Here is a 16,454-nt window from a genome sequence, read left to right as displayed (position 1 = left end):
TTATTTCTGATTTTTGATGATGTAGTCTCTTCCCAACACCTGGTCGAGGTCGGCCTTAGCCACCAGATAATCGTATATGGATTGGTTGTAAGTAAGTTCCGCTTCGGTGAGCTGCACTTGCGAGGTATTCAGCTCGAGCACGGTTCCCTTACCTACCTCGTAGCGTTTACCGGCAATCTGCACCGCCTTTTCGGCCTGCATCACATTTTCTTTGTTGCTGGATACCTGCTCGGAACTGGCCGACATATTATCCTGATAGCTCGTAATCTGCATATTCAGCTTACGTTCCGTGTCCAGACGGTTCTGGTCTAACTGGCGCATCTGAATGCGATTGGACTTCAGCTTCGTGAAGTTACTTGCCTTATATAAAGGAATGCTCAGGCTGAATACCAGAGAAGAACTGCTTCCATAGTTATAATTAAAGACATTCCAACTGTCGTTATTCATGGACTGATATTGATACGAATAGCCCAGACCCAACGTCGGCATGAAGTTGGTGCGCAGCGACTTGATGTTCTTCTGAAGCATCAGGCGATTCAACTCCAACTGCTTCATGGTAGTATTGTTCACCAAACCCTCGTGAACCGTATTGTCCAGCTGGTTGGCAAACACCACTCCCTCATAGGCCGCCAGACTATCGTCAATCTTAATATCCACATCGGCGGTAATGCCCATCAGCACTTTAAGCTGCAGTTTGGAAAGCGTCACGGCATTCCCGGCAGAGATGACACTCGGTTTCACGCTGCGCATCTGCACCTCGGCGGTAATCTTATCGAATTCGCTGACAGTACCCTGCCGATACTTGGCATTGACGATGTTATAATTGTCTTCCGCCAGTTTATAGCTTTTCTGCAACACATCGTATGAGTCCTGGGTCAGCATCAACTGGTAATAGGCCTTGGTCACCTGATTCACCAGGTCTTGCTTGGAAGCCCGCGACTTCTCCACAGCCAGTTCTATATCCGTCTTTGTCATCGACATGGCCCGATACACAGCCGGAGCAAACAAAGGCAGACTGATATTCAACGTCCCGGTAGCGGTATTCGCCTTATCCTTACCCATCTTCACGGTCTGGTCGCCGATACTGAACTGCGGCGCCGTAATGGTATGGCTCATCGTGCCCGAAATACTTGCTTCCGGCAATAAGTTTTGCCAAGCCTCTTTATGGCTTACTTTCTTGAGAGCAATCTCCTCTTCCGCCACTTTAATGGTGGGATTGTCGCTCAAAGCAATCTCCAAGGCTTTGTCAAGGTTCAGGGTCAAGGTATCTTGCGTCCCTTGTGCTCGTGTATAGCCGCCCGCCAATAGTATGGCAACAGCCAACATCCATTTCTTACCCTCAAAAAATCTCTGCATCTTCATAAAGCAATTAATCGTTTTCTAATCGTTCTCTGTCTCGTTATTTCCGGTGATTGTCTTTTTTCGGTATTCCCGGATAAACACCTCCAACTCATGCGCGCCTTTCTCCGTAGAGATTCCCCGCAGGAAAGTGAACATGATGGATTCGTAAACTTCAAGGAAAGAATATTCTTTGCAAATGTCCGTATTCATCAACACATCAATCTGCTCCCTTACCAACAGGTTGATGATGGCAAAATTCACATCATCGCGGAAGATGCCTTGCTTCACGCCTTCTTTAAAGAAATTTACCGTCTCTTCCGAGTCCTGGTTGTGTCGGTTCGTCATCAGCTCATAAGCTTTGGGGTACTTCTTGATGTCCTCAAAAAACTTCTTGTTGGTGGCATGGAACTGCTCGATACTGCGTTGGTAGCATTTCAGCAGTACTTCCAATACGTTTTCGGATGTGGCAAGCACATTTCTCAGAAACTCATCCCCTTCTTTCTGACCTTTCAGAATGCACTCCTCCAACAAGGTTTCCTTGTCAGAAAAAACTTCATAAAGGGTACGTTTGGAAATACCCAATGAAGTCGCAATATCATCCATTGTAATACTTTTAATACCGTGCGCAGAAAAAGCTTCCACCGCAGTCTCAATAATCCGTTCCCTCAATTCAGGGCGGGGAGTAAGGTGCTTGGTATATTCGCTCATTTCTCTTCCTTTTAAAGTTCAAAAACTCTTTTTATTCATTTTCGGAATAAAACGAAGCAAATATAGAAAGAAAACTCAATTCACCAATTAAGTTTTCTTTCTTTTGTTAAACGATTAATAAAAATTAGGGTTATGGCAGATTTATTGGGAAGATTCCTAATAATCGAACTTAGTCCGACTGAGGAACGCCACAGTTTTATGAATTTCTTTATACATTACAATGTCGTCTTTCACGAAAGGAACTTCCTTGCGGTATTCGTGCAGGAAACGTTCCAAAACGGGTGAAGTTTTTTGCGGACGGCGGAAGTCGATGCCCTGCGCGGCATTCATCAGTTCGATGGAAAGGATGTGCTCCAGGTTGTCCATGATGCGATAGAGCTTCGTGGCGGCATTGGCACCCATGCTTACATGGTCTTCTTGTCCGTTGCTGGAGACGATGGAATCGCTGCTGGCGGCATAACAGTACATTTTGTTCTGACTTACCATAGAAGCGGCGGCATATTGGGGAATCATAAATCCCGAGTTCAAACCGGGGTTGGCAACCAGGAATTCCGGCAGTCCGCGCAGTCCCATGATAAGCTGAGCGATACGGCGTTCGGAAATATTCCCCAACTCGGCAAGGGCGATGCCCAAAAAATCATACGAAATAGCCAACGGCTGGCCGTGGAAGTTTCCACCCGAAATGATACGGTCTTCGTCGGGGAAGATGGTGGGGTTGTCCGTTACGGAATTAATTTCCGTTAACAAGACTGAGGAGACATAGCGGATGGCATCTTTTGTCGCCCCATGCACCTGAGGAATGCAACGGAAAGAATACGGGTCTTGCACATGCTTGCCGGGACGGGCTATGAGTTCGCTGCCTTCCAAGAGTTTGCGGAAGTTCTCTCCCGTCTCGATTTGTCCTTTATGGGGACGAATTTGCTGGATGCAATCCATGAAAGGGTCGATACGGCCGTCAAAGGCTTCCAACGAAAGAGCGGCTATTAAGTCGGCTTTCTTGGAGAGGCGGAAGGCTTTAAGAATGGCAAAGACACCGTTGGCGCTCATGAATTGCGTACCGTTCAACAGGGCAAGTCCCTCTTTGCTCATCAGCTTGACGGGTTCCCAGCCGAATTCATCGAGTACGCTGATCGCTTCGCGCTTCCGGCCTTTGTAGTACACATCGCCCACACCGATAAGGGGCAGGAAAAGATTGGCAAGCGGCGCAAGGTCGCCCGAAGCTCCGAGCGAGCCGCGGTCATAGACGATAGGCATCACGTCGTTATTGAAAAAGTCGAGGATGCGCTGCACGGTAATGACCTGCACACCGCTATGCCCCAAAGACAGTGCATGCGCCTTGAGCAACATCATCAGTTTGATGATGACCGGACGGATTTCTTCACCCACGCTGCAAGCATGGCTTTTGATGAGGTTTTCCTGCAAAGTGCCCAGCTCATCCTGTGAGATGTTTTTGCTGCACAAGGAGCCGAACCCGGTGGTTATGCCGTACAGAGGTTCTGCGGACTCGGCCGTTTTCTTATCCAGGTAGTCGCGGCATTTCTGTATGCGCTCTTTGGCCTCGGGAGCCAACTCGAGTTTCAGGTTCTCGTTGATGATGCGTTCGATAAGGTCGAAAGTCAGTTCGCCCGAACCGACATGGTAGACATTCTTCATACTTTGAGTTCCTCATTGATTTCGTCCAACAATTCTTTTTCTTTGGCGCAGGCAAGGCGCTCCAGTTCGGCGGCTTCGGTTTGCAGCTTGGCCGCAAACTCCTTATCTTTCAGCGAACCGAGGTTGATGCGCACATTCATCAGCGCTCCCAATACGGCGGAACGGGCGGACATCATCGCCACACAGGCATCGGTTACGGCATTGCGGTTTCCCAAGCGGGCTACATCCATGATGACGGTCATCAGTTCGTAGGCATTGCGGGCCACCTGCATGGGCACAAGCGCGGCAAACTTGGTAGCTTCCTGAATGGCAGCGCTGCGGGCGGCCTTTTCTTCATCGGTGGCTTTCGGCATCTTGAAGCAGGCAAACACGCTGTCGTAGGCTTCGGAATCGCGGTCAATATCCTCGATAAAGGTATTTTGCTCTTGCAAAGCCACGCCGGCGATGTGTTGCATCAGTTCTTCATGCTCCTCATAGCCTTTCTTGCCGATAGTAAGGTTGGCAACCATTGCCGCCAAAGCCGAGGCAATAGCTCCGTTCAAGGCGGCGATACTGCCGCCACCGGGGACGGGATCGCTGCCCGCCACTTTATTCAAAAACTCTTTGAGTGTTAAATCGACTAACATGGTATTTAAGTGTAAATTAAGTATAAAGTAATTCAGTATAAAGCATAAGTTCTTTGTTTCAGAGTACGGGATAGAGCACGCCTTCCTTCACCGTGGTGTGCACACAGTTCATCCCCACGTAGTAGGGCAGAAAATGGTAATTGTCCGTATTCAGCACTACAAAATCCCCTTTCTTCCCCACCTCGATACTGCCGATGCTGTCGGCGCGGTTCAAGGCGGCAGCGCCATTCAGCGTGAGGGCGGTAATGGCTTCCTCGATACTCATCTTCATATAGATGCACGCCAGCGCAAAGGTCAGCGGAATGGAACCGGAGAAACAACTGCCGGGATTAAGGTCGGTGGCAAGCGCAACGGCGCACCCCGCATCAATCATTTCACGTCCGCGGGCATACGGTTCTTTCAAGGCAAAGGCGGTAAGAGGCAGCAATGTGGCAACCGTGCCTTTGTCTGCCATGGCACGGATATCGGCATCGGAAGCGTGCAGCAAGTGGTCGGCGGAGACAGCGGAGAGTTCCACAGCCAGCCCCGCACCGCCCAACGGCACGATTTCGTCGGCATGGAGTTTCAAGGCCAGCCCCATTTCACGGGCAGCGGTCAGCAAGCGGCGGGACTGCTCGATGGAGAACACGCCTTGCTCGCAAAAGACATCGCAAAATTCCGCCAGCCCGTTATGGACGACGGCGGGCATGACTTCACGGATAATGAAATCCACATAATCGTCCGTACGTCCGCCATACTCCTGAGGCACCGCATGCGCACCGAGAAAAGTGGAAACGATGTCCACCCGCTTGTGTTCGTCATTATTCAGGCTGCGCATCACACGGAGCTGCAGCAGCTCGGTTTCTTTGTCCAGCCCGTATCCGCTTTTGCCCTCGACGGTGGTCACTCCCATAGCGCTCATTTGTTTCAAAAATCCTTCCGCCTTGCCGCGCAACTGGATAAAGTTGCATTCGCGGGTGGCTTTCACCGTACTGACAATACCGCCGCCACGCTCCATAATGGACATATAGCTTTCGCCCTTCAACCGCCAGGAAAACTCTTCGGCACGCTCCCCGCCAAAGACGAAATGCGTATGCGAATCGACAAAACCCGGCAAAAGACACTTGCCGCGGGCATTGTAATGCCAGTAACGCTGATAATAGCCGTCGCGCTCTTCGCCACGATTGGGGCCTACGTAGGTAATGACGCCGCCGGTGACTTCCACCGTAGCGTTATCCATGATACAAAGTTCTTCCATTTCCCTGCCGCGGCGGGCGGAAAAGCCAACCGGAGTCACGACACGGGCATTGAAGATGATAAGGTTCTCCGTCATATTTTCAGGTTTAAAAAAGAATCGGGAAGTTACTCCATTATTCTGGCTTCCAGCACTTGCCGCATCGAGAAGTTCTCCAGTCCGAGGTAGTAGGAAGCCGTATCAATCAGCGCTTCCATAGGCACAAGGCCGATAATCTCACTGCCCACGATGCTGACGCCGTAGCGGCGCGCTTCGATACGTACCAACTCAAAAGCACGATAAAGCGCCGTACGGGTATAGTCGGTCATGTTGATGGACACCTGGGTAATCCCCCGGTCTTTCAGTTCCACTCCCATAGCCTTGCAGTAGCGCAGGCCGCCGCCGATGAAGCGTATCTTCTTGGCGATGTCGTGCGCAATTTCCAGACTGGGAGTGCTGAGATTGATGTTATACGCCACCAACGGCATACGTGCGCCGATGGCTACCGTTCCCGCAGTAGGATGGCGTTCCGCCGGACCGAAATCGGGCTGCCATTCGGGAAGCTTTATTTTCTCCGCCATTCCCTCGAATTCTCCTTTACGGACGGCCGCCAGATTTTCCCTGTGAGGCGCCGATGCGGATTTCTCGTAAAGGAAGACAGGCAGATTATAACGTTTTGCCACTTCCGCGCCCACTTCTTTGGAAAGCGCAACGGCTTCTTCCATGGTTACATTCCTGATAGGAATAAAGGGAACCACGTCCACAGCTCCCATACGGGGATGCTGGCCTTGATGCCTGTTCAGGTCGATAAGCTGCACAGCCACGCCGATGGCCTCGAGCACGGCGTCGCGAAGCGGTTCGGGTTCACCCACCACGGTAACAACCAGCCGGTTATGGTCTTCGTCATTACTGTAATCCAGCAACTTCACGCCTTGTTTGCCGCGAAACGGAGCCACTATCCGGTCTATCTTCTGCAAATCACGTCCCTCACTGAAATTGGGGACACATTCTACGATTTTATTCATAACCCTTTTAAATTAAGAATGATGAATTAAGAATGAAGAATTAGGCTGCGCAATGCAAATGCGCCGCAAGGAAATTCTTCATTCTTCATTCTTAATTCATCATTTATTTATGTATTTGTTTATCAGTTCTTCATCCGCCACGTAAGGTATCGTGATGTGATAACCTTCCGAATGAGTGCGGTTAAATTCTTCACTTGTCTCCATGGCATGCGCATTGCGTGCCCACGAACGGCGTGCCACACCGCCCATAACATCCCAAAGCATGGCGGAACGCAGGATTTCATCCACCCGCTCGGAACCGTCGCACACCATGCCGAAGCCGCCGTTGACGGCTTTGCCGATACCTACCCCGCCACCGTTGTGCAACGCCACCAGGCTCATGCCCCGTGCGCAGTTACCGGCAAAGCATTGCACCGCCATATCTGCCATTACGTTGCTGCCGTCTTTTATGTTGGACGTCTCGCGGAAAGGAGAGTCCGTGCCGCTGACATCGTGGTGGTCACGTCCCAACATAATAGGGCCTACCTCACCACGGCGCACCATCTCATTGAAACGCAGCGCAATTTTCATACGCCCCTCGGCATCCTGATAGAGGATGCGCGCCTGCGTACCTACCACCAGATTGTTCTTCTCGGCATCGCGTATCCAGTTATAATTGTCCAAATCCTGTCCGCGGCGGGTAGGGTCGATACACTCCATGGCGGCACGGTCTGTCTTTACCAAATCTTCATGCCTGCCACTGAGGCAAACCCAGCGGAACGGCCCGTAGCCGTAATCAAAAAGTTCCGGTCCCATAATGTCTTCCACGTAGCTGGGGAAGATGAAGCCGTTTTTGTCACTGCCGTCGCGCGCTATCTCGGGAACACCGGCATCGAAGACGGCTTTCATAAAGGAATTGCCATAATCGAAGAAGTACGTGCCCCTGCCCACGAGTTCCTTGATGGCAAGAAAATGACGTTTTAACGTGACATCCACTTTACGGCGGAACTCCGCCGGATTCTCATGCAACATCTGGGTACGCTCCTCAAAGGTCAGTCCCACGGGGCAGTAGCCGCCGTCGTACGCCGCATGACAGGATGTCTGGTCGGAAAGCAAATCGATATGTATCCGTTCTTTTACGGCATATTCCAAAAGGTCTACCACATTGCCGTGATAGGCCACAGAAATCGGAGCATGGTTTTCCATGGCCTCTTTCACCAATGCGAAAGCCTGCGGCAGCGAATCCGTCACATGCCTCACCCAGCCCTGCCGATGACGGGTTTCGATACGTGAGGCGTCCACCTCGGCTATGATAGCGGCAGCTCCCGACATCTCGGCGGCTTTGGGTTGGGCGCCGCTCATGCCGCCCAGACCGGAAGAAACGAAAAGCCGCCCGCGCAGGTCGCCGTCCTGGGGGATACCGAGTTTCAGCCGTCCGGCATTCAAGAGGGTATTGAAAGTACCGTGCACGATACCCTGCGGGCCGATATACATCCATCCGCCGGCAGTCATCTGACCGTAATTGGCAACACCCATCTGCATGGCGGTGTGCCAGTCCCGCTGATTATCGTACAGCCCCACCATCATCGCATTCGTAATGATGACGCGCGGCGCTTCGGGCTTCGACTTGAACAGTCCCAGCGGGTGTCCGCTTTCGATAACGAGCGTCTGGTCATCGGTAAGGACTTCGAGATATTGCTTTATCAAGCGGTATTGCATCCAGTTCTGGCATACCTGCCCGGTTTCGCCATAGGTGACGAGCTCGTAGGGATAGAGGGCGATGTCGAAACAGAGGTTGTTGTCTATCATCACCTGAAAGGCTTTGCCCTCGATGCAGCGCCCTTTGTACTCGTCAATGGGCTTCGCCTTGAGGTCGCCTTGCGGACGATAACGGTAACCGTAAATGCGTCCGCGCGTGCGGAGCTCCTCCATAAATTCCGGAGCAAGCGTTTCGTGCAGTTCTTCAGGGATGTAGCGCAGGGCATTCTTCAATGCCGTAGCCGTTTGCGCGGGGTCGAGGGTGTAACCGCGGTCGGGCGCCCGCCGGATACCTTCTACGAAGGTGGGATAAGGGGGCAGTGTTTTGCTTAAAATAATCTCCATAGTATATTAAGGTGAATAGTTACAAATTGTCAACAGATATGGGCGCGTATCTGCCGCAATATAAAAATAATTCCCGATATTCGCAACAGAACACCGGGAATTTTATCATTTAGTAAAGTAGAAACAGTGCGCAGCTTATTTAGATTACGGATTCTCATTTTAGCGACATCATCGCATAATCCGAAACAGTCCCGCACAAGATTAGTCTTTCCGCTTATTTTTCCGTAAAAGAAATTCGAAAACGAGAGAAAGTACCAAGGCGATAAGAGCAGCCCGCCACCAATCCATGTATTGCTCCAGCAAAAGAAATGGGCAGACAAAATAAGTACCACCTACCCAAAACTCAACCTTCGGGTGGGCATAAAAGTACTGACGTACTCTGTTACTAAAGATTCCGACAACAAGCAGCAATACGAGCAATGCCGAAACAGTCCACAGAAATATTATCCCGCCGGGCTTTATCGCCAAATCCATATTTTCCGTCATAAGCCTATATATTCAGAATTAATTTTCCGGTAAAGGCAGAATACGCCCCTTGAAACTGAAATTCCCTGCCATGTAAACTTTACTTGCCTGCACGAAACATTGGTTGGAATCATGATAGAGCGTCATTGCCCACTCAAATACCCGATTATGCCGGCTGCCCCGCACTCGCAAACTGATATTGACATCTCCGTTCTTCTGCGCTTTTATCTGCTTCAGCGTATCTTCGCCGAAGAGTCCGGCATTTTTCTTTCGCTTTTTGGGTCAGCCCGACAAGCGCTTGAGCCTATTCGGTGGAACAAGTCGGTTCAGACTCAAGTTGTCTCAGATACTTTCCGATGACCTCGGACGATTCGCTCGTTTCTTTTTCAAAAGCTTCTTTCAGCTCCGGATAGCCCGCCAGCAATTCCAGCATCTTCTTCCTGCCTACAAACTCCGAGCGTCCCGTCTCCGGATTCAATTCATAGTACACACGCGCGAATACCAGCCCCGAGGCATTGATGGCATCCCCCACTTCACCGCCCAGCTTCGTCGCGTCAGGCGGAGTGGCAGTGCTCGCGGCAACCTGCCCCACAGGTTGCGCACAGTAATAAATCTTCCCTTTCACCCACATTGCAGGCGCATACCAGCCGCCGAAACGATAGCGTTTATAGCGCATCTTCCTGCAGTTGACATAAAGCGACGTGTCTATCCGTACCGCATAACAACGGGATTTCAAATAACGACACAAACCTGAGTTATCCTCAGCCTCTATACGATAATCCGCTCCCCCCATCAAATAAATCTGGTTCTTGGAACGCTTCTCAACTTTCAATATAGTGACCGTATCTCCGCGGTCTTCCACCAATTCTTTCAAGTTGGAATACATTATCTGCTGCGCCGAGCACGGCAAAGCCAATAACGCCCATATTCCTAACACCCAACTTCTTTTCATATCGCTATCCTTTCTTTTTGGAACTTTGCTTTCTTGAGCGAAAGGTACATTTTTTATCGTTATTCAGCAAACATACAGAAGAAAAAAACGCTGTATCTCCCACAAAGTGATTTCCATATACCGGCACCGGCCTTGCAGAATCCCGCCGCTGCGGGGGAAAATACAAATACCAACCGTTGGCAGTTCGAATACCAAGCAATGGTAGCTTCCGTACCAACGGTTGGTAGGCCTCGTACCAAACCATGGTACTTTGAATACCAACGGTTGGTATTTCATCTATCCTTAGGGGGAAAACCATATATTTACTTATCTTTGCCTACCAATAAAGCATGAAAATAAATGGAAAGCATCGAGAATATAAAATCAACCTACCGCCACATTGCGGACGAAGCGCAACAGCAGTTGAATAAAGTACAGCGACAGATTTACCGCATCGGCACGTTGCGGTTGCTGCTGTTTATCGCGGGAGTGGCAGGGCTTATCTGTTTCCGGGCGGAAAGCTGGGCGGTACTGGCAGGGATTGCGCTTGTCACCCTTCTGCCTTTTATCCTGCTGATAAAATACCATAACCGTCTGTTCCACCGCAAAGACTATCTGGAGAAAAAGATAGAGGTCAACCGGCAGGAACTGGCCGCACTGGACTATGACACATCCTGCTTCGACAGCGGCGAGGAGTTTACCGACCCTGCGCATCTGTATGCCTACGACCTGGACGTATTCGGTGCGCATTCGTTGTTTCAGTACGTCAACCGCACTTGCACCGAACCGGGAAAACGTCTGCTGGCCGACTGGCTGGGGCGACATCTCGAAAAGAAAGAAGAGATACAGGAACGGCAGGCAGCCGTCCGCGAGCTGGCTCCCGCACTGAAATTCCGCCAGCGTTTCCGCGTCCTCGGCCTGCTGCATAAAGGCAAGGCGGCCGACGAAACCGAGTTGAAAGCATGGGCGGCAAGTCCCGGCGTATTTCGCAGGAACAGGTTCTTGCGCGTTCTGCCGATAATCGTTACGGGCATCAATAGTGTATGTTTGCTGTCGGTCGTTGCCGGTTATTTGCCGGCAAGTATATGGGGAATAATCTGGACACTCTTCGTCACCGCCGGATTCGCCTTTACCGGAAAGATTACCAGGATGCAAGCCGTGTACGGCAAGAAACTGCAAATTCTCGGCACGTATGCCGGACTGCTCAAGCTCATGGAAGCCCACCCCATGCAATGCAGTTTGCTGAAAAGTATCAAAGAAGAAATCGGCGGCGAACAGCGGAAAGCCTCTCTCTCCATCAGCCGGTTGAGCAAACTGATGAATGAGCTGGACCAACGCAACAATGTGTTTATGTACGTCATTCTCAACGGTCTCTTCTTCTGGGAACTGCGACAGGTGATGCGCATCGAAGCCTGGAAAGAGCAATATGCCGGCGAACTGCCTCACTGGCTCGACGCCCTCGGACAGATGGACGCTCTTAACTCGTTGGCAACTTTTGCTTATAATCATCCCGGCTATTCTTATCCTACCCTGCTCGACAAGGCTGATATGATTGCCGCCAAAGCCGGCATCCCTTCCGGTGCAAAGGACGCCGATACGGAGAATACCGACGGCAATGCCCATTTCATGCTCCGTGCAAAGGCTTTGGGACATCCTCTGATGCATCGTGACCGCTGTGTGCGCAACGACATCGATATGGAGAAGCGGCCTTTCTTCATCATCATCACCGGCGCCAACATGGCAGGAAAAAGTACTTACCTGCGTACGATAGGTATCAATTATCTGCTCGCCTGTACCGGTATGCCTGTCTGCGCGGAAGAAATGGAAGTGTATCCCGCCCGCCTTATCACCAGTCTGCGCACCAGCGACTCCCTGACCGACAACGAATCCTACTTTTTTGCCGAACTGAAGCGTCTGAAACTCATTATCGACAAACTGCAATCGGGAGAGGAACTGTTTATCATTCTGGACGAAATTTTGAAAGGAACAAACTCAATGGATAAACAAAAAGGGTCTTTTGCACTCATCAAGCAGTTCATGACTTTGCAGGCAAACGGTATCATCGCTACCCACGACCTGCTGCTGGGCACACTTATCGACCTTTTCCCGAAGAATATCCGCAACTGCCGCTTCGAAGCGGATATCACCGACAACGAGTTGACCTTCTCCTACCGTCTCCGCCCGGGCGTGGCGCAGAACATGAACGCCTGCTTCCTTATGAAAAAAATGGGGATTGCCGTCACCGACTAATCCCCACTTTATACTGAAAAGCTAAATTGATTGTTTTTTATTTACGCGAACTTATTTAGACAGCCTTGCATTTAGACAGGAAAACCGAAACCGCCGCCGCCTCGCTACCCGTGAAATAGCGTACGGAAGTCACCGGAGTATAGGTGTAAGGCACAAACTGGAACAGTTGCAGCGCAGCAAATTTGTTGTCCTGCGAAATCATAATATCCATACGCACGTTACCGCTTGATTCGCTTTTCACTCCGGCCTCACTGTCCAGATTACCGTTTTCAATCATCTCGGTCAGCTTGCCTATGTATTTCAAATCGAAAAACATGCTGCGTTCCTTTGCCACGCTTCCCGTAGGCAAGTACACGATTTCTTTGGATTTCCAGAACAAACGGAATACTCCCAATAAAATCAATGCCGTGCCCAGTACCATCAGCCCCATGCTTATGGTAGAGGATTTATCGTTCATTTCAAAAATAGATACAAAGATAAGAATACCCACTACCATCATTACCAAGGAGATGATGAGTCCGGAAACACTTGTACGTTTTGCGATATCGGGATGTGAAGACGCGAAAAGAGTTGCGTCGATTGTTTGAGTTGCCATAATATAAATAGTTTTATGAATTAATGAATTATTGAAATAAAGAATACAATCTCTCCCCGTACGGACACTCAGCGCCCGTACACAAGGAAAAGCCCGAGTACAATAAGACATTAAATCAGGATTCGCCTCAGTGTGAAGATGTAGTACTCACACACAGGCTGGCAACGGTAGTAAGCGGTAGCATCATAGAGTTTCTCTCTATGTAAAGACAGAACCGCTTCGCGCTGGGCAAGCTTATCCACCCAGTCTTTCAGTGAAAAGATATATTCGGTGATATAGGAACGCTGAATACGGGACATGGTAAGCGACTGGACATGTCCGTTGTTACTTGCCAGCTCAGCAACCGGCAGATAGGGCAATTGGGGTGAAGTAAAACATGCCTCGTCCTGATAATGAGCGGCAGTCACTGTCCGGATATTCACAGAATCTTCCGCACTTACCGCACCACTGACAGTAAATGCAGCACCCGACGTCTGCCACAAAGCCAACGCAAGCACCAAAAAACCTATGACTTTTAAGTATTTGCCCATAACTATCTGCAAATATAACAGTTTATTTCATTGATTAGCTTTATACACACATCTTTTAATGTTTGTTCATGTAAATAAAAGTATAAACAAAAAAGCCGCCCCAATCGCTGGGACGGCTTTCTATATATAAAAAGAATAGTTGAATTATTCTGCTTTCGCTTCTTCAGCAGCAGGAGCTTCGGCAACCGGTGCAGTTTCTGCAGCGGGAGCAGCTTCAGCAGCAGCCTTCTTTGAACGGCGGGTACGGGTAGCTTTCTTAGCAACCTTCTCCTTAGCCATGTTTTCGTTGTAGTCAACGAGTTCAATGAAGCACATTTCTGCGTTATCACCCAAACGGTTACCGGTTTTGATGATACGAGTGTAACCACCCGGACGATCAGCAATCTTCACAGAGATTTCTTTGAACAACTCAGTTACAGCATACTTGTCTTGCAAATTGCTAAATACTACACGACGAGAGTTTGTCGTATCGTCCTTAGCTTTTGTAATCAAAGGCTCAACGAATTTCTTCAAAGCTTTAGCCTTTGCAACGGTCGTAGTGATTCTTTTGTGCTTAATCAAAGAACACGCCATATTAGCCAACATAGCGTTTCTATGATTATTCTTTATCTAATTTATATTTAGAAATATCAGTTCCAAACGACAGATTCAGACTTTCCAGCAAATCATCAAGCTCGGTAAGCGATTTCTTTCCGAAATTTCTGAACTTCAGCAAATCGGTCTTGTTGAATTGTACCAAGTCGCCCAAAGTCTCTACATCGGCGGCCTTCAAACAGTTGAGGGCACGAACCGAGAGATCCATATCAACAAGCTTGGTCTTCAGCAACTGACGCATGTGCAATACTTCTTCATCAAACTCTTCATTGCCGTCAACATCGTTGCTTTCCAGCGTAATCTTCTCATCAGAGAAGAGCATGAAGTGATAAATCAGAATTTTCGCAGCTTCTTTCAGAGCTTCTTTCGGGTGAATGGAACCATCCGTAGTAATCTCAAACACCAGCTTCTCGTAGTCAGTCTTCTGCTCAACGCGGAAGTTTTCTACCTGATACTTAACATTACGTATCGGAGTATAAATAGAATCGATAGGAATTACGTTCACGTCGGTGCAATATTCGCGGTTTTCGTCAGCAGGAACATAACCACGACCTTTGTTGATCGTAATATCTATCTGCATAGTTGATTTTGAATTGAATCTAAATGACAAATAACTAATTCAGGATTTAACACTTCAAATCCAGTCAAATACTTACCTATGTCACCTGCTTTAAATTCACTTGAATTCTCGATTGTAATACTTACCTTCTCGCTCTCGAATTCTTCAACTACTTGCTTGAATCTCACTTGTTTCAGATTCAAGATAATGTTAGTAACATCCTCTTTAACTCCCGGAACACTGGAGAATTCATGCTCAACACCTTCTATTTTGATAGTAGTGATGGCAAAACCTTCCAATGAGGAAAGCAGGATGCGGCGCAGTGCATTACCCACGGTAATACCGAAACCGGGCTCCAACGGACGAAATTCGAACTTTCCGAATTTAGAGTCCGCTTCCAACATTAATACTTTATCAGGTTTTTGAAATGCTAATATCGCCATGAAATTAATTATTATTTAGAATACAATTCTACAATCAAATGCTCTTTAATGTTTTCAGGAATGTCCGCTCTTTCAGGTATGTGCAATAACTTACCTACTTTAGCGTTGTCATCCCATTCCAACCAAGGATACTTGCTGTGATTAAAGCCAGCCAATGAGTTAGCGATAACTTCCAAAGATTTAGATCTTTCACGAACGCCAATAACCTGACCCGGTTTTACTGCATATGAAGGAACGTTTACCACTTCACCATCTACAGTAATATGCTTGTGACTAACCAACTGACGAGCAGCTGCACGAGTCGGAGCAATACCCAAACGGAATACTACATTGTCGAGACGACCTTCCAATAATTGAAGAAGTACCTCACCGGTAATACCTTTAGCGGTAGCTGCCTTCTCAAACAGGTTGCGGAATTGTTTTTCCAAAACTCCATAGGTGTATTTGGCTTTCTGTTTCTCACGAAGTTGAACACCATATTCAGAAGTTTTTCTCTTTCTTGTAGTTCTTCTTTGACAATACTTTATCTGCTCCAAAGATACCTTCACCGAATTTACGGGCTATTCTTGATTTTGGTCCAGTATATCTAGCCATTTCTTTTTAAATATTTAATTGTTATTCATGAACTTAATTTGTTGCAGCCGCGATTGTAGAGAAGAATTTACAATCCAATAACAATATCAAGTTTCATTTTTATTAAAGGTAAATCTTAAACTCTACGTCTTTTCGGAGGACGACAACCATTATGTGGAAGCGGAGTTACGTCAATGATTTCAGTAACTTCGATACCTGCACCGTGGATAGTTCTAATAGCAGACTCACGTCCGTTACCTGGACCCTTCACATATGCTTTTACCTTTCTCAAGCCAAGATCGTATGCTATCTTAGCACAGTCTTGAGCAGCCATTTGTGCTGCATAAGGAGTGTTCTTCTTAGAACCTCTAAATCCCATCTTTCCGGCAGAAGACCAAGAAATAATCTGACCTTCACTTCTTTTTTGCTGCAACTGTTTTTTTTGCCATATCAACAATTATTATTTAGTAGCTTTTTTCTTATTAGCAACGGTTTTCTTTCTACCCTTACGAGTACGAGCGTTATTCTTTGTACTCTGGCCTCTAACAGGGAGACCGATACGGTGACGTACACCACGGTAGCAACCGATATCCATTAAACGCTTGATGTTCAATTGAACTTCAGAGCGAAGATCACCTTCTACTTTATACTCTGCACCAATGATCTCACGAATCTTGGCAGCCTGATCATCCGTCCAGTCTTTTACTTTCAGGTCTTTGTCTACACCTGCTTTGTCCAAAATCTTTGCTGAACTACTACGACCTATTCCATATACATAGGTCAACGCAACTTCACCTCTCTTGTTTTGAGGCAAATCGACACCAACTATTCTTATAGCCATATACTAAATTATTTTTTTTGCAAAA

At 48.4% G+C, this 16,454-nt stretch carries 14 protein-coding genes and 3 pseudogenes; 1 reads left to right on the top strand and 16 read right to left on the bottom strand.

Annotated features, from left to right (window positions below; translation table 11 throughout):
* From BHV73_RS03230 to BHV73_RS03190, 9 genes are all read right to left on the bottom strand, one after another.
* Positions 1-1,362, bottom strand: a complete 1,362-nt coding sequence (locus BHV73_RS03230; RefSeq protein ID WP_009122282.1) for a TolC family protein — start codon at positions 1,360-1,362, stop codon at positions 1-3.
* 18 nt (positions 1,363-1,380) lie between these two features.
* Positions 1,381-2,049, bottom strand: a complete 669-nt coding sequence (locus tag BHV73_RS03225) for a TetR/AcrR family transcriptional regulator (RefSeq protein ID WP_009122281.1) — start codon at positions 2,047-2,049, stop codon at positions 1,381-1,383.
* 156 nt (positions 2,050-2,205) lie between these two features.
* Positions 2,206-3,702 (bottom strand): histidine ammonia-lyase, encoded by a 1,497-nt coding sequence (gene hutH, locus BHV73_RS03220; RefSeq protein WP_009122280.1) that lies wholly within the window; start codon positions 3,700-3,702, stop codon positions 2,206-2,208.
* Complete coding sequence (locus tag BHV73_RS03215) at positions 3,699-4,328, bottom strand: cyclodeaminase/cyclohydrolase family protein (protein WP_009122279.1); 630 nt, start codon at positions 4,326-4,328, stop codon at positions 3,699-3,701. Before BHV73_RS03215 ends, hutH begins: the two co-directional genes overlap by 4 nt.
* Positions 4,329-4,386: 58 nt before the next feature.
* Complete coding sequence (hutI, locus tag BHV73_RS03210) at positions 4,387-5,640, bottom strand: imidazolonepropionase (RefSeq protein ID WP_286736428.1); 1,254 nt, start codon at positions 5,638-5,640, stop codon at positions 4,387-4,389.
* 29 nt (positions 5,641-5,669) lie between these two features.
* Positions 5,670-6,566 carry a glutamate formimidoyltransferase gene (gene ftcD, locus BHV73_RS03205; protein ID WP_281960294.1) on the bottom strand — a complete coding sequence of 299 codons (897 nt, stop codon included), beginning with the start codon at positions 6,564-6,566 and terminating at the stop codon, positions 5,670-5,672.
* A 99-nt stretch (positions 6,567-6,665) separates the two neighbouring features.
* Positions 6,666-8,648, bottom strand: coding sequence for a urocanate hydratase (gene hutU / locus BHV73_RS03200; protein WP_087412056.1), 1,983 nt, complete (start codon positions 8,646-8,648; stop codon positions 6,666-6,668).
* Positions 8,649-8,849: 201 nt separating this feature from the next.
* Positions 8,850-9,134, bottom strand: a complete 285-nt coding sequence (locus tag BHV73_RS03195; RefSeq protein WP_022217902.1) for a hypothetical protein — start codon at positions 9,132-9,134, stop codon at positions 8,850-8,852.
* A gap of 283 nt (positions 9,135-9,417) precedes the next feature.
* Positions 9,418-10,065 carry a DUF6563 family protein gene (locus BHV73_RS03190; protein WP_087412057.1) on the bottom strand — a complete coding sequence of 216 codons (648 nt, stop codon included), beginning with the start codon at positions 10,063-10,065 and terminating at the stop codon, positions 9,418-9,420.
* Between the two features lie 339 nt (positions 10,066-10,404).
* On the opposite strand from BHV73_RS03190, the gene BHV73_RS03185 reads away from it, so the two are divergent.
* Positions 10,405-12,294: a MutS family DNA mismatch repair protein gene (locus BHV73_RS03185; RefSeq protein ID WP_087412059.1), complete on the top strand. Its 1,890-nt coding sequence runs from the start codon at positions 10,405-10,407 to the stop codon at positions 12,292-12,294.
* Between the two features lie 55 nt (positions 12,295-12,349).
* Here the strand turns inward: BHV73_RS03185 and BHV73_RS03180 are convergent, their stop codons facing one another.
* From BHV73_RS03180 to rpsM, 7 genes and pseudogenes are all read right to left on the bottom strand, one after another.
* Positions 12,350-12,889, bottom strand: coding sequence for a DUF8460 domain-containing protein (locus tag BHV73_RS03180; protein ID WP_087412060.1), 540 nt, complete (start codon positions 12,887-12,889; stop codon positions 12,350-12,352).
* Positions 12,890-12,999: 110 nt separating this feature from the next.
* Complete coding sequence (locus tag BHV73_RS03175) at positions 13,000-13,419, bottom strand: DUF8440 family protein (RefSeq protein ID WP_009122267.1); 420 nt, start codon at positions 13,417-13,419, stop codon at positions 13,000-13,002.
* A gap of 144 nt (positions 13,420-13,563) precedes the next feature.
* On the bottom strand, positions 13,564-14,004 hold the full coding sequence (gene rplQ, locus BHV73_RS03170) for a 50S ribosomal protein L17 (RefSeq protein ID WP_286736417.1): 441 nt from the start codon (positions 14,002-14,004) through the stop codon (positions 13,564-13,566).
* A gap of 13 nt (positions 14,005-14,017) precedes the next feature.
* A pseudogene (locus tag BHV73_RS03165) lies at positions 14,018-15,015 on the bottom strand (DNA-directed RNA polymerase subunit alpha).
* Positions 15,016-15,026: 11 nt separating this feature from the next.
* Positions 15,027-15,609: pseudogene (gene rpsD / locus BHV73_RS03160) on the bottom strand (30S ribosomal protein S4).
* Between the two features lie 115 nt (positions 15,610-15,724).
* A pseudogene (gene rpsK, locus BHV73_RS03155) lies at positions 15,725-16,006 on the bottom strand (30S ribosomal protein S11); the annotation flags it as partial.
* A 42-nt stretch (positions 16,007-16,048) separates the two neighbouring features.
* The gene (gene rpsM, locus BHV73_RS03150; RefSeq protein WP_009122263.1) at positions 16,049-16,429 is read right to left on the bottom strand and encodes a 30S ribosomal protein S13; all 381 of its coding nucleotides are present in this window, start codon (positions 16,427-16,429) and stop codon (positions 16,049-16,051) included.
* Between the last annotated feature and the right edge of the window lie 25 nt (positions 16,430-16,454).

The organism is Bacteroides sp. 44_46 (genome assembly GCF_001915465.1).
Taxonomy (GTDB): Bacteria; Bacteroidota; Bacteroidia; order Bacteroidales; family Bacteroidaceae; genus Bacteroides; species Bacteroides clarus.
The sequence above is the reverse complement of the archived record's forward strand: the minus strand, read 5'-3'. Positions and strand labels throughout refer to the sequence as shown.